The following is a 13,185-nucleotide window of genomic DNA, read 5'->3' as shown; positions in this document are numbered from 1 at the left end:
TTGAGCGGAAGTTCGGCGAAGCCGAAGCGGAGGAAGGCGGCGGGGGCCGCCCTGCGGTACGAGCACCGGCCCGGCCGGCCGAACGCCGATGAGGCGAAGAAGCGGGACTGGGGCTGTGCCTGGGCCTTGGTCGTGCTCCCCGGCTTCGCCGTCCTGCTGATGCCGCTGGTCCTCTTCGACATGTACTGGGGCCACGAGCTGTGGGGCGACTTCGCCCCCGCGTGGCCCGGCGGTGCGTACGCCTTCGCCGGCACGGTCGGTGCCCTCGTGCCGCTGGTGTTCATCGCCTGGGTCTGGCCGTTGATCCTGATGGACTGGAAGAAGAGCAAGCCGCGTTCGCTGGCCTGGGCGATCGCCTCCCTGCCCGGGCTGGCCGCGGGGTACCTGGTCGCCGGGGTGATCAGCACGACCGTACGCCCCAAGCGCCGCCGCGACTGGGACTACGACTGCTATCGCGAGGGCGGCCCCTGCTGGGTGCATGTGCACTACCCGTGGCTGTGGGCCGTCGGCCTGGCCGCCACCCTCGCGGTGATCACGCTCCTCATCGGCCTGTTCGCCCGGCACGTCCGCAGATCGTCCGCTACCGCACCTTCGACATCCGAGCCTGAGGCCGGCCCGACTCCTCGCTCTCCGAGCGGTACTGGAGATCGTCGCCCACCGGCGTGAGGTGGACGGTCGTACGGGCCGGGTTACAGCCGCCGTGGTTGGTCTTCGCGCCCACCGACGTCGCGACGAGCTCCTTCTTCGTCACCTGTTTCAGGGTCAGTACGTCGACGCAGACGCCGCCGATCTGGTCGGTCTGGCGGAGTCGGCCCAGCTCTTCGCCGACGGCGGCCGGTTCGACCGTGATGCGGAAGGTGCCGAGGGGCAGTCTGCCGTCGAGGGCGACGCCCTGGCCCTCCCAGGTGCCGAGGTACGCGGCGGGCACGGCGCCGGCGGAGGGGGCGGAGCTCGCGGTCGCCGCCGGAGGCGAGTCGGATCCGCTGCCCGAGTCCGCGTCGTCCTGGCCGCCCCGGCCCGGCAGCAGGTCGAAGACGAACACCGAGCCGATCGTCACGGCCGCCATCGCCCCGGCGACCGCCAGCGCCACGGTGCAGCTCAGCCTCCGCACCCGGCCGCCGCCCTCCGGCACGGACGTCGCCGCCACGGAGACGGACACCCTGCCGGGGCGCCGGCCGGCGGACGACGGGGCGGCGGTGTCGTCCTGCGGACCACCGTCCCGGGGCGCGGGTACGGATACGGCGGCGGGGGCGGACATGGCCGGCGTGGGCATCACCGGCGGCGGCCCGAACACACCGGCCGAACCCCCTGCCTCCGCCGGCGGCACCGTCTCAGCCGGCGTCCCGGTATCCGCCGGCGTCACCGCCTCCGCCGCGGTCACGGACGGACTGCTGAAACCGACCGGCCCCGAAGGGCCCCCGGCCCCGCCCGGCCCCGTCGCCTCCAGATTCAGCAACTGCACGGCGCCGCGGCTCACCTGCTCCACCAGCGCCCCCGGCAGCCATCCGCCCGCCACCAGCCGGGCCGCGCCCTCGGGCGCCAGCCGCCGGGCCACTTCGGCGGGGGCGGGCCGCGCGTCCGGGTCCTTCGCCAGACAGGCCGCCGTGAGCTCCCGCAACGGCCCGTCCAGCCCACCCAGCTCCGGCTCCTCGTGGACGACCTTGTAGAGCAGGGCCGCCGAGGAGTCCCCGGGGAAGGGCGGTGCGCCGGTCGCCGCGTACGTCAGGACCGCGCCGAGCGAGAAGACGTCCGCCGCGCCCGTGACGCCCTTGCCGAGGATCTGCTCGGGCGACATGTAGCCGGGCGAGCCGATCGACACGCCCGTGGACGTCAGGGACGCCGTACCGTCCGTGGCCCGCGCGATACCGAAGTCGATCAGCAGCGGCCCGTCGAGCGTGAGCAGGACGTTCGACGGCTTCACGTCCCGGTGCACCAGGCCCAGCTCGTGCACCGCCGCCAGCGCCTCGGCCAGCCCCGCCCCCAGCACCCGCACGGTGTGGGCGGGCAGCGCGCCGCCCTCGGTGACCGCGGCCGACAGCGAGGGGCCCGCCGCGTACGCCGTCGCCACCCACGGCACCCGCGCGTCCGGGTCCGCGTCCAGGACGGGCGCCGTCCAGGCGCCGCCCACCCGGCGCGCGGCCTCGACCTCGCGGCGGAAGCGGGCCCGGAACTCCTCGTCCAGCGCGAAGTGCGGATGGACGATCTTCACCGCGACCGTGCGGCCGCCGGCGCTGCGGCCCAGGTAGACCCGGCCCATGCCGCCGGAGCCCAGCCGGCCGAGCAGCCGGTAGGGCCCCACGACGGTGGGTTCGTCGACTTCGAGCGGCCGCATGGCGTCACCCCTCCCCCGTAGGCGCCCGCAGGCCCTCGCCGGACCCCGTACGCGCGCACTCCCCAGCAGAGTAGTGCGGGAGCGCGGGCTCGCTCACGGCTGGAGCAGGTCCACCTTCACGTCCGCGGGGAAGCCGGTCGTGGGGCCGACCCGGCGGGCGAACTCGGCGACCGCCTCCAGCTGCGGGCCGCCGAAGCGGAAGTCGAGGGTCGTGAAGTAGCGGGCGAGGGTCTCCTCGTCGAAGGCCTCCCAGCGGGCGGCCTGCTCGGCGACCTTGCCGACCTCCTCCAGAGAGAGGTTGCGGGAGTCGAGGAAGGCCCCGTGCACCTTGCGGGTGATGACCGGCTCGCGCTCCGCGTAGTCGCGGCGCGCCGCCCAGACCGCGAAGACGAACGGCAGGCCCGTCCACTCCTTCCACAGCGCGCCCAGGTCGTGCACCTCCAGGCCGAAGCGCGGCCCGTCGACCATGTTGGCGCGCAGGGCCGCGTCGCCGATGAGGACGGCGGCCTCGGCCTCCTGCATCATCAGGCTGAGGTCGGGCGGGCACGTGTAGTAGTCCGGCTGTACGCCGTAGCGCTCGGCGAGGAGCAGCTGGGCGAGGCGGACGGAGGTGCGGGAGGTCGAGCCGAGGGCGACGCGGGCGCCGTCCAGCCGGTCCAGGGGGACCTGCGAGACGATCACGCAGGACATGACCGGGCCGTCGCAGCCGACCGCGATGTCGGGGAAGGCGACGAGGTCGTCGGCGTTCTTGAGGAACTCGACCAGGGTGATCGGACCGATGTCGAGATCGCCCTGCACCAGCTTCTCGCTGAGCTTCTCCGGGGTGTCCTTGGTGAGCTCGAAGTCGAGGAGCGTGCCCGTTCTGGCGAGCCCCCAGTACAGGGGCAGGCAGTTCAGGAACTGGATGTGGCCGACGCGCGGCCGGGTGCGAGGATTGTCCACATCGTGAGGCTAGCCCTCATGGCGTAGGGGCCGGCGTCCGGCCCCGCCGTAGGCCTGTGATCCGCGACAGGGGCCTTCTCCGCCAGTCGGCGGACGATGTTTCAAACATTCGGGTGACGTGATCTTGACCCCTATTGCATTCCGGGGTCTGCGTGCTAGGCTCGTCGCAAGTTGCAGTTTGGTTTCCCTTGCAGTACAGAGCCTGCGGAGCATGTGACCGCGGGCTCTCGTCATTCTCAGACGTATGCAGTTGTGCAGAATTCATCTTCACACTTGCTGGTTCTGGAGCAGGGCAACCCTTTTGGGCCCAAGGAGGGCTTATGGCTACCGGAACCGTGAAGTGGTTCAACGCCGAAAAGGGCTTTGGTTTCATCGCCCAGGAGGGCGGCGGCCCCGACGTCTTCGTCCACTACTCCGCGATCAACGCGAGCGGCTTCCGCTCTCTCGAGGAGAACCAGCAGGTGTCTTTCGACGTCACGCAGGGCCCGAAGGGTCCGCAGGCTGAGAACGTCACGCCGGTCTGATCAGTAGTACCCAAGGAGCCCCGCGCCGTCAGGCGGCGGGGCTCCTGCCTTTTCCCTCCTTGCCCCCCGGTGAATTTCCGGCGAATCCTCCGCGCCCCCTCCCCGGCCGAGAACGCCCCGCGGTGTCAGACCCCCGCCCTAAGGTCGGGGCATGACTGACGTCGACTTCCTGGACGAGACCCGGGCTTTCTACGACACCGTGGCGGAGGACTACGCCGTCCGCTTCAGTGAGCCGCGCGTGGCGATGCCGTTGGACCTGGGGCTGCTGTACGGCTTCGCGGAGCTCGTGGGTGAGGGGGGTGAGGTCGCCGACCTGGGGTGTGGGCCGGGGCGGGTGACCGCGTATCTGGCGTCGCGGGGGCTGTCCGTGTTCGGGCTGGACCTGTCGGAGTCGATGCTTGCGATCGCCCGGCGCGAGCATCCCGGTCTGCGGTTCGAGCGGGGCTCGATGCTGGAGCTGGACCTGCCCGACGCCTCGCTCGACGGTGTCGTGTCCTGGTACTCGACCATCCACACCCCGCTCGACCGGCTGCCGGCCGTCTTCGCCGAGTTCTCCCGGGTCCTGCGGCCCGGAGGGCATCTGCTTCTCGGCTTCCAGGCCGGTGACGAGCCCCGCCGCTACGAGGAGGCCTTCGGGCACCGGGTGGCGCTGACCTTCCGGCGGCGGCAGCCGGAGCGGATCGCCGCCCTGCTGGAAACCGCCGGTTTCGTCGTGCGCTCCCGGACCGTCCGGGAGCCCGACGAGGAACTCGGGGAGCCGGTCCGCCAGGCATGCCTGATCGCCCGCAAGCCCCCCGAGCCGGTGTCCTAGAGGTATCCCCTTACAGCACCCCCGCGATGTCCCTCGCCGCGATGTACCCGAACGTCATCGCCGGCCCGATCGTCGAGCCCGCGCCCGCGTAACTGTGGCCCATCACCGCCGCGCTGGCGTTGCCCGCCGCGTACAGGCCCGGGATCACCGAGCCGTCGGGGCGCAGGACGCGGGCCCGGGCGTCCGTCCGCATGCCGCCCTTCGTGCCCAGGTCGCCGGGGACGATGCGGAAGGCGTGGTAGGGAGGCAGCCAGAGGGGCGCCAGGCAGGGGTTCGGGAGGACCGACGGGTCCGTGTAGTAGTGGTCGTAGGCGCTGTCGCCCCGGTGGAAGTCGGGGTCCTCGCCCCGGCGTGCCTGGGAGTTGAAGCGGTCGACGGTCGTGCGCAGGGCCGCCGCCGGGACGCCGATCGACGTGGCCAGGGCGTCCAGGGTCCAGGCCTTGTGCGCGGCGCCGGAGTCGTACCAGGCGTCGGGGAGGGGCAGGGCCGGCAGGACGTCCTTGAAGAGGTACCGGTTGCGGTAGTTCTGGTCGACGATCAGCCAGGACGGGATGGCCGGGTCGGTGTCGTGGACGTCGTACATGGTGTGGACGACGTCGCTGTAGGGCGCGGCCTCGTTGACGAACCGCCTGCCCGCGCCGTTCACCAGCAGCCCGCCGGGGAGGGTGCGTTCGGCGAGGCAGAAGTACGGCCGGCCCGGGACCGGGATCGCCGGGCCCCACCATGCGTCGTCCATCAGGTCGAGCGCCGCGCCGAGTCGCTCCCCGGCCCGGATGCCGTCGCCGGTGTTCTCCTTCGCCCCGACGGTCCACTCCGTGCCGATGGGCTGGCGCTGGTAGCGGTCGCGCATCGCCGCGTTGTGCTCGAAGCCGCCGGAGCCGACGATCACGCCCCGGCGGGCGCGGATCAGGCCGGGCGCGCCGTCGCGGGTGACCACGGTTCCCGTGACCCTGCCGTTCTCGACGTGCAGGTCGCTCAGGGGCGTGTTCAGCCACACCGGTACGCCGGCGGAGCGCAGCCCCGCGCGCAGGCCCGCCGCCAGGGCCTGGCCCATCGTCAGGGGTTTCTGGCCGAGCGCCGCGGCCTTCGTGCCGCGGGCCAGGCACTGGGCGGCGACGGTGGCGCCCCGGGCGTTCACGGCGGCCAGGGACAGCCACTTGTAGTCGGCGCCGAAGACCACCAGGCCGGCGGGGACGTCCAGGTACGGCGGGTTCAGCCGGGCCAGTTCGGCGCCGAGGAGCGTGCCGTCGAGCTGGTCGGGCTCGATGGAGCGGCCGTTCGGCAGGCCGCCGGGCAGCTCGGGGTAGTAGTCGCTGTAGCCCTCCATCCAGCGGAAGCGCAGGGGGCTGTGGGCCATGACGTAGGAGATCGTCGCCGGGCCGTGGGTGAGGAAGGCGCGCTGCCGGTCGGCGGGGACTTCCGGGCCGACGACGGCGGCGAGGTAGGCGGCGGCCTTGGCCGGGGTGTCGGGGACACCGGCCGCGAGGAGCACCGGGTTGTTCGGGATCCAGATCCCGGCACCGGAGCGGGCGGTCGAGCCGCCGAAGGTCGGGGCCTTCTCCACGACGACGCAGCTCAGGCCCTGCCCGGCGGCGGTCAGTGCGGCGGTCATGCCGGCCGCGCCGGAGCCGATGACGACGACGTCGTACGTGCCGAGCGGGGGTAAGTCGGCGGCGTGGGCGCCGTGTCGCACTCCGGCGGCGACCGCGAGGCCGGCACCCGCGGCACCGGCCAGCACGTGTCTTCGGGACGGCGGCCCGGAAGTCCCGACGGAGTTCGTGCTCTTGGTCATGGTCACTCCAGCCCGAAGAGGAACGCGAAGGGGTGGGGAATGTCGCGCGAGAGCCTTGCGAAGTCAAGAGCCAAGCGGGCAGGGCGAGTTCAGATCCTCTCCCGGGAGGCGGAGCCTGCGCGGGCCGGACGCCGGGCGGGGCGAGTCGGCTCCGCGGGCGTCCCCGGCCGCCCGGGGACGAGTTCGGGCAGCAGGGTCGCCAACCCGAGGACGGCCATACCGGCACCGAGCCAGAGGGTGGCCCGCAGGCCCCAGGTGTCGATCGCGACGGCGCCGAGCGAGGAGCCGAGGATGACACCGAGGGTGATGAAGGAGGAGTGGACGGTGTTGACCAGGGGGCCGGCGTTGCCGGTCCGCTGGACGCGGGTGACCATCGCCGGGTTCATGGTGACGCCGACCAGCCCGATGCCCAGCATGCAGACGACGGCGGGTGCGGGCATGTCGGCGAGGAGTGCGAACCCGGTGAGGAACAGGGCGTTGAGCAGGAGGCCGACGGCGAGGACGGGCACGGTCCGACGGTCGGCGAGGCGGCCGACGACGGTGTTGCCGAGGACAGTGGTGGCGCCGTAGGCGATCAGAAGGGCGGGGACGGTACCGGTGGAGAAGCCGGTGACCTCGGTGAGGATGGGGTTGAAGTAGCTGAAGGCGGAGAACGTCGCGCCGATGATCAGCGTGCTGGTGGGGAGGACCACCCAGAGCTTGGGGTTGCGGAAGACGCCGAGTTCCTCGCGGAGTGAGCCGCCGCTTCCCGCCCGCTGAAGAGGGGGAACACCGGCGCGGGTCACGGCCGCGGCGACGAGTGCCAGCGCCGAGATCACCCAGAACGCCGCACGCCAGCCGAACCGTTCACCGACCAGGGTGGACAGCGGCAGTCCGAGCAGCGTGCCGAGCATGAGCCCGTTCATGACGACCGCGATCGCCCGGCCGCGCACCTCCGGACGGGTGAGCTGGACGCACAGCGAGACGGCGACACCGAAGAAGGCCTGGGAGGCCACGCCGGTGATGACGCGGGCGGTTGTCATCACGGCGTAGCCGGATGCGGTCGCGGCCAGGACGTTGCCCGCGAGGAAGACGGCGAACAGCGTCATCAGCGCCGTACGTGGGGGGAGTTTGGCCACCGCCATGGTCAGGAACGGGCCACCGGCCGCCATGGCCACGGCGAAGGCGGTGATCAGGTACCCGATCTGCGGGACGGTGACGTGCAGGCCCTCCGCCATCTGCGGCATCAGCCCGGCGACCACGAACTCGCTGGTCACCATGGCGAAGATGCCGAGCGCCAGGATGTATACGGCACGGGGCACGGTGAGGCTCCTTGTCTTCGGCTGCTTATTTTGTATAGGTCAGTTCAAAACGTGGGCACGCGAAAGCCCGGGGGTCGCGAAGGCGCCGGGTTCAGGGGGTCAGCGCGTCCATCGCGGTCTCGGCGATCGCCTCCAACTCGGCCCGGCCCGCGCCGCCCTGGCTGGAGACGCGCAGACCGGCGACCGTCGCGTTGAGGAAACGGGCCAGTGCCTCCGGGTCGCGCGAGGAGGTGATGCTGCCGTCGCGCCGGCCGGCTTCCATCACGGCCCGGTAAGCGGCCAGGCGCCGGACCGTGTCGCGCTCCAGCAGCGCGGCCGCCGCGGGGTCGCGCCCGGCCAGCTCCACGACGGTGTTGACCCCCAGACAGCCGAGGGCGCGCCCGGAGCCCTCGCGGCACTCGGCCTCGCCCTCGACCACCAGGACGAGCAGTGCGCGCACCCGGTCGGCGGCCGGCCGCTCCACGTCGTCCAGGACGGCCGTCTGCGTCACCGTCATCGCGTCCAGGTAGCGGGCGAGGGCCCGCTCGAACAGCGCGTGCTTGCTCTGGAAGGTGTTGTAGATGCTGCTGCGCCCCAGACCGGTGGCGTCGCACAGGTCCTGAGTGGAGGTGGCCTCGTAGCCAGACTCCCAGAACACGCGCATCACCGCGTCCAGGGCCCGCTCCTCGTCGAACATCCTCGGCCGGGCCATGGCGGCACGCTAACAGTTTTGAACTGAAGGTTCCAATACTCTGGGGCCGGCCTAGTCGAGGCCGATCGCCGCGCAGTCCGCCTTGTACTTCGCCGTGCAGATGTCCTTGACGGTGTAGACCCCGTCCGTGATCACCGTCTCCTTGATGTTGTCCTTGGTGAGGGCGACCACCGGCACCAGCATCGCCGGGATGTTCTTCTGCGTGGGGCTGTCGACCGTGTCCCGGGTCAGCGCCGCGAACTCGATCGAGCGCCCCTGGACCTTGGCGACGGCGATCTTCGCGGCGTTCGTCGCCTCCAGCAGGAACGACTTGTACACGGTCATGTACTGCTCCCCCGCCACGATCCGCTGCACCGCGTCCAGGTTGGCGTCCTGCCCGGTCACCGGCGGGATCTTCGTCGCGCCCTCCTCCTTCAGCGCATCGATGACGGCGCCCGCCATGCCGTCGTTGGCGGAGTAGACGGCGGCGATGTTGTCCAGCCCGACGGTTTGGATCGCCTTCTTCATGTTCGCCTCGGCGATCGAGGGCTTCCACTCCTTGGTGTCGTACTGCTGGACGATGTCGACCTGCCCCTGCAGCTCGCTGAGCGCGCCGTCCTTGAAGCGTGCCGTGTTCGGGTCGGCGGGGTCGCCGTTCATCATGACGACCTTGCTCGTCTTGGCCTTGTCGCCGAGCTCCCCGACGATGGCGCGGCCCTGCACCTGCCCGACGAGTTCGTTGTCGTGGGAGACGTACGCGTCGATCGGGCCCTCGGCGAGCCGGTCGTAGGCGATGACCGGGATGCCGGCGTCCTTGGCCTTCTGCACATCCGAGGCGATCGTCTTGGAGTTCAGCGCGTCCACCAGGATGACGTCGACCTTGTCGTCGATCATCTTCTGGAACTGCTCGCTCTGTCTGGACACGCTCGCCTCGGCGTTGGCGTACTCGACCTTGCCCTGGTTCTCGGTGAGGGAGGCGACCTCCTTCTTGATCAGGGGGTAGTCGAACTTCTCGAAGCGTGCCGTGTCCCGGTCGGGCAGCAGCAGGCCCACCGTGATGTCGTTGCCCTTCTTCACGCCCGCGGAGTCGTCACTCCCGCTGCCGCAGGCGGTGAGGGACAGGGCCGCTGTGGAGACCGCCAGGGCTATGGAGAGGGGACGCACAGCGGGCCGACGGGGGTTACGCGCTTTCACTGGTGGAGCCTTCCGATGGGGGAGCATCGTGACGCGGTGGCTGAAAGCCAACGGGCAGACGCCTGGCGACGTCAAGGACCCCGTGTGAAGAGATCGCAAAGGTGCCTCACCGCGCGTACAGACCCTCCACTTCTGCCGCGAAGGCGCGCATCACCGCCTCGCGGCGCAGCTTCATCGACGGGGTCAGGTGGCCCGCCTCCTCGGTGAAGTCCTCGGGGAGGATCGCGAAGCGGCGGATGGACTCCGGGCGGGAGACCATCTTGTTGGCCTCGTCGACGGCGCGCTGGAGGACGGCGCGGAGCTCCTCGTCGTCGACGAGGAGCTTGGGCGGTACGGGGTGTTTGCCGTTCATCTGGCGCCAGTGGGTGATGCCGTCCGGGTCCAGGGTGATCAGGGCCGAGACGAAGGGGCGGCCGTCACCCACGACCATGCACTGGGAGATCAGCGGGTGGGAGCGCAGCCAGTTCTCCAGGGGCGCCGGGGCGACGCTCTTGCCGCCCGCGGTGATCAGCAGTTCCTTCTTGCGGCCGGTGATCGTCAGATAGCCCTCGTCGTCCAGTTCGCCGATGTCGCCCGTGGCGAGCCAGCCGTCCGGGGCGGCGGGTACGACGCCACCGGCCTGGGGGTCCCAGTAGCCGCGCAGGACGTGGTCGCCGGCCAGGAGGATCTCACCGTCGGCGGCGATCCGGACGCGGGTGCCGGGCAGGGGCCAGCCGACCGTGCCCAGGCGGGGTTTCATGGGCGGGGTGACGGTCGACGCGCCGGTGGTCTCCGTCAGGCCGTAGCCCTCGAAGATCTCGATGCCGGCTCCGGCGTAGAACGCGGCGAGGCGGCGGCCCAGGGGGGAGCCGCCGCAGATGGCGTAACGGACCCTGCCGCCCATGGCGTTGCGGATCCGGCGGTAGACGAGGGGGTCGTAGAAGACGCGGGCGGTCCTCAGGGCGCGGGTGGGGCCGGGGCCGGTGCCGGTCTGCTGGGCCTCCATCGCCTCGCCGTAGCGGCGCGCCACCGCCACCGCGCGGTCGAACGACGTCACCCGGCCGCCCGCCTCGGCCTTGGCGCGGGCCGCGTTGAAGACCTTCTCCAGCATGTACGGGATGGCGAGCAGACAGGTCGGCCGGAAGCTCGCCAGGTCCGGGAGCAGGTTCTCCGCCTTGATACTGGGCGCGTGGCCCAGCCGTACGCGGGCGCGGACGCAGGCGATCGCCACCATGCGCCCGAAGACGTGGGACATGGGCAGGAACAGCAGGACCGAGGCCTCTTCGCTGGTCTTGGCCCTGAAGACGGGGTAGAGCAGCTCGATGGCGTTGTCGACCTCGGCGAAGAAGTTGCCGTGGGTGAGCGCGCAGCCCTTGGGGCGGCCCGTGGTGCCGGAGGTGTAGACGAGGGTGGCGAGGGTGTCGGGGCCCAGCATGCCGCGCCGCACCTCGACCTCCTGGTCGGTCAGGTGTGACCCGGCTTCGGCCAGCCGGTCGATGTGGCCCTTCTCCACGACCCACATGTGTCTGAGGTCGGGCAGGCGTTCGCGCTCCGGGCCGAGTGCGGCGGCCTGCCCGGCGAACTCGGTGACCAGGGCGACCGCGCCGGAGTCCTGGAGGATCCAGCGGGCCTGGAAGACGGACGACGTGGGATAGACGGGGACGGTGACCAGACCGGCCGCCCAGGCCGCGAAGTCCAGGACGGTCCACTCGTAGATCGTGCGGGCCATCACCGCGATCCGGTCGCCGGGCATCAGCCCTTCGGCGATCAGTCCCTTCGCCACGGCCAGCACCTGCTCGGCGAAGCGGGCCGCCGTGACGTCGCTCCAGCGCCCGTCGGCGTTCTTGCGGCTGAGCGCCACGGCGTCCGGGTCCGCGCTCGCGTTGTCGAACGGCAGGTCGGCGAGCGACCCGTGGGTCCACGGCGGCGCCAGCGGCGGTACGGACGCCTCCCGCACGACCCCGTCCAGCCGCCGCGTCTCGGGTTCGACCAGGACCGGTCCGCCGTAGATGTCGCCGTAGGCGGAAGAGGGATGGGCAGTGGACACGGGCGGCTCCTGGGGCGCGCAGCGAAGGAACTGCTTGCTGCATGACGTACGTGCCTCGCACGCCGAGGCGCTCAACCGGCTGAACCCCCAGAAAGGGGTTACTGACGGTAGGAACGGGATCGTACGGGCCGCACGTGGCGGGTTTGTGCGGGTTCGGGGATGGTCCGGAGCCAGGCCTGTGCATTCTCGGGGATTACGTGAGGGCCCTTCAGGTTCGGTACGCCGTCGCCCTCAGGCCCGCTCCAGGATCGCCGTCACGCCCTGCCCGCCCGCCGCGCAGACGGAGATCAACCCGCGGGCGGGCGCGTCCCGTTCGGTGAGCAGCTTGGCCAGGGTCGCCACGATCCGGGCGCCCGTGGCGGCGAAGGGATGGCCGGTGGCGAGGGACGAGCCCGCGACGTTCAGCCGGGCGCGGTCCACCGTACCCAGACCCCGCTTCTCCCAGGCCGCGAGCGTCGCCAGCACCTGCGAGGCGAAGGCCTCGTGGATCTCGACGAGGTCGAAGTCGGCCAGGCCCAGTCCGGCCCGCTCCAGCATGCGCGGGACGGCGTACGCGGGTGCCATGAGCAGCCCGTCCTCACCACCGGCGACGTCTCCGCCGACGAAGTCGACGGCCGCCGTCTCGTACGCGGTGAGATACGCCAGCGGCTCCAGGCCGCGTTCCCTCACCCACTCCTCGCTCGCCAGCAGCACGGTCGCCGCGCCGTCCGTCAGCGGCGTCGAGTTCCCGGCCGTCATGGTCGGGTCGGGGTGGTCGAGGCCGAACACCGGCTTGAGAGAGGCGAGTTTCTCCACGGTCGAGCCGGGGCGCAGGTTCTGGTCGCGGGCCAGGCCCCGGAAGGGGATCACCAGGTCTTGGAAGAAGCCGCGTTCGTACGCCGCCGCCAGCCGCTGGTGACTGGCCGCCGCCAGTTCGTCCTGCGCCTCGCGGCCGATGCCCCAGGCGCGGGCCGTGACGGCGGCGTGTTCGCCCATGGACAGGCCGGTGCGCGGCTCGGCGTTGCGCGGGATGTCGGGGACGAGGTGGCCCGGGCGCACCTTCGCCAGGGCCTTCACGCGCCCGCCCAGTGACTTGGCGCGGCGTGCCTGAAGCAGGATGCGGCGCAGGGTGTCGTTGACGCCCAGGGGCGCGTCGCTCGCCGTGTCGGCGCCGCCCGCGACCGCCGACTCGGTCTGGCCGAGGGCGATCTTGTTGGCGGCGGCGATGACGGCCTGGAGTCCGGTGCCGCAGGCCTGCTGGATGTCGTAGGCGGGGGTGGTGGGGTGCAGGCGCGAGCCGAGGACCGTCTCGCGGGCCAGGTTGAAGTCGCGGCTGTGCTTGAGGACCGCGCCGGCCACGAACTCGCCGACCGCGCCCGGCTCCTGGAGCCCGTACCGCTCGACCAGGCCGTCGAGGGCGGCCGTGAGCATCTGCTGGTTGGAGGCGGTGGCGTAGGGGCCGTCGGAGCGGGCGAACGGGATGCGCGCTCCGCCGACGACCGCCACACGCCGCACCGACATCTTCTGGGGGCTCATCTCGACCCGCTCCTCGCCTGTGACGTAGCCTTACCTCCGGTAACCTTACTCCAGAGTAAGCACATGTGAGCAGTCATC

At 71.6% G+C, this 13,185-nt stretch carries 11 protein-coding genes; 3 read left to right on the top strand and 8 right to left on the bottom strand.

Features of this window, described 5'->3' with window-relative positions:
* A complete protein-coding gene (locus tag QF034_RS23605; protein WP_307176839.1) occupies positions 1–666 on the top strand; it encodes a hypothetical protein in 666 nt (221 codons plus the stop codon).
* Here QF034_RS23605 and QF034_RS23600 read toward each other — a convergent pair.
* The gene (locus tag QF034_RS23600; protein WP_307176838.1) at positions 581–2,332 is read right to left on the bottom strand and encodes a serine/threonine-protein kinase; all 1,752 of its coding nucleotides are present in this window, start codon (positions 2,330–2,332) and stop codon (positions 581–583) included. The two genes, QF034_RS23605 and QF034_RS23600, sit on opposite strands and share 86 nt — an antisense overlap.
* A 93-nt stretch (positions 2,333–2,425) precedes the next feature.
* Positions 2,426–3,274 (bottom strand): menaquinone biosynthetic enzyme MqnA/MqnD family protein, encoded by an 849-nt coding sequence (locus QF034_RS23595; RefSeq protein ID WP_307176837.1) that lies wholly within the window; start codon positions 3,272–3,274, stop codon positions 2,426–2,428.
* 320 nt (positions 3,275–3,594) lie between these two features.
* Between QF034_RS23595 and QF034_RS23590 the strand changes: the two genes are divergently transcribed.
* Both QF034_RS23590 and QF034_RS23585 read left to right on the top strand, forming a co-directional pair.
* Positions 3,595–3,798, top strand: coding sequence for a cold-shock protein (locus QF034_RS23590; protein WP_003992177.1), 204 nt, complete (start codon positions 3,595–3,597; stop codon positions 3,796–3,798).
* 151 nt (positions 3,799–3,949) lie between these two features.
* On the top strand, positions 3,950–4,609 hold the full coding sequence (locus tag QF034_RS23585; RefSeq protein WP_307176836.1) for a class I SAM-dependent methyltransferase: 660 nt from the start codon (positions 3,950–3,952) through the stop codon (positions 4,607–4,609).
* Between the two features lie 10 nt (positions 4,610–4,619).
* Here the strand turns inward: QF034_RS23585 and kstD are convergent, their stop codons facing one another.
* The 6 genes from kstD to QF034_RS23555 form a co-directional block, all read right to left on the bottom strand.
* Entirely contained in the window at positions 4,620–6,401 is a 1,782-nt protein-coding gene (gene kstD / locus QF034_RS23580; protein WP_307176835.1) for a 3-oxosteroid 1-dehydrogenase, read from the bottom strand.
* Positions 6,402–6,490: 89 nt separating this feature from the next.
* Positions 6,491–7,702 (bottom strand): MFS transporter, encoded by a 1,212-nt coding sequence (locus QF034_RS23575; RefSeq protein ID WP_307176834.1) that lies wholly within the window; start codon positions 7,700–7,702, stop codon positions 6,491–6,493.
* 91 nt (positions 7,703–7,793) lie between these two features.
* Positions 7,794–8,393, bottom strand: a complete 600-nt coding sequence (locus tag QF034_RS23570) for a TetR/AcrR family transcriptional regulator (RefSeq protein ID WP_307176833.1) — start codon at positions 8,391–8,393, stop codon at positions 7,794–7,796.
* 51 nt (positions 8,394–8,444) lie between these two features.
* Positions 8,445–9,566: a sugar ABC transporter substrate-binding protein gene (locus QF034_RS23565; protein ID WP_307176832.1), complete on the bottom strand. Its 1,122-nt coding sequence runs from the start codon at positions 9,564–9,566 to the stop codon at positions 8,445–8,447.
* 106 nt (positions 9,567–9,672) lie between these two features.
* A complete protein-coding gene (locus QF034_RS23560; protein ID WP_307176831.1) occupies positions 9,673–11,592 on the bottom strand; it encodes an AMP-dependent synthetase/ligase in 1,920 nt (639 codons plus the stop codon).
* Positions 11,593–11,823: 231 nt separating this feature from the next.
* Entirely contained in the window at positions 11,824–13,107 is a 1,284-nt protein-coding gene (locus QF034_RS23555) for an acetyl-CoA C-acetyltransferase (RefSeq protein ID WP_307176830.1), read from the bottom strand.
* Positions 13,108–13,185 lie beyond the last annotated feature (78 nt).

Source organism: Streptomyces africanus (genome assembly GCF_030816955.1).
Classification (GTDB): Bacteria; Actinomycetota; Actinomycetes; order Streptomycetales; family Streptomycetaceae; genus Streptomyces; species Streptomyces africanus.
This window is presented reverse-complemented; position numbering and strand designations above follow the sequence as displayed.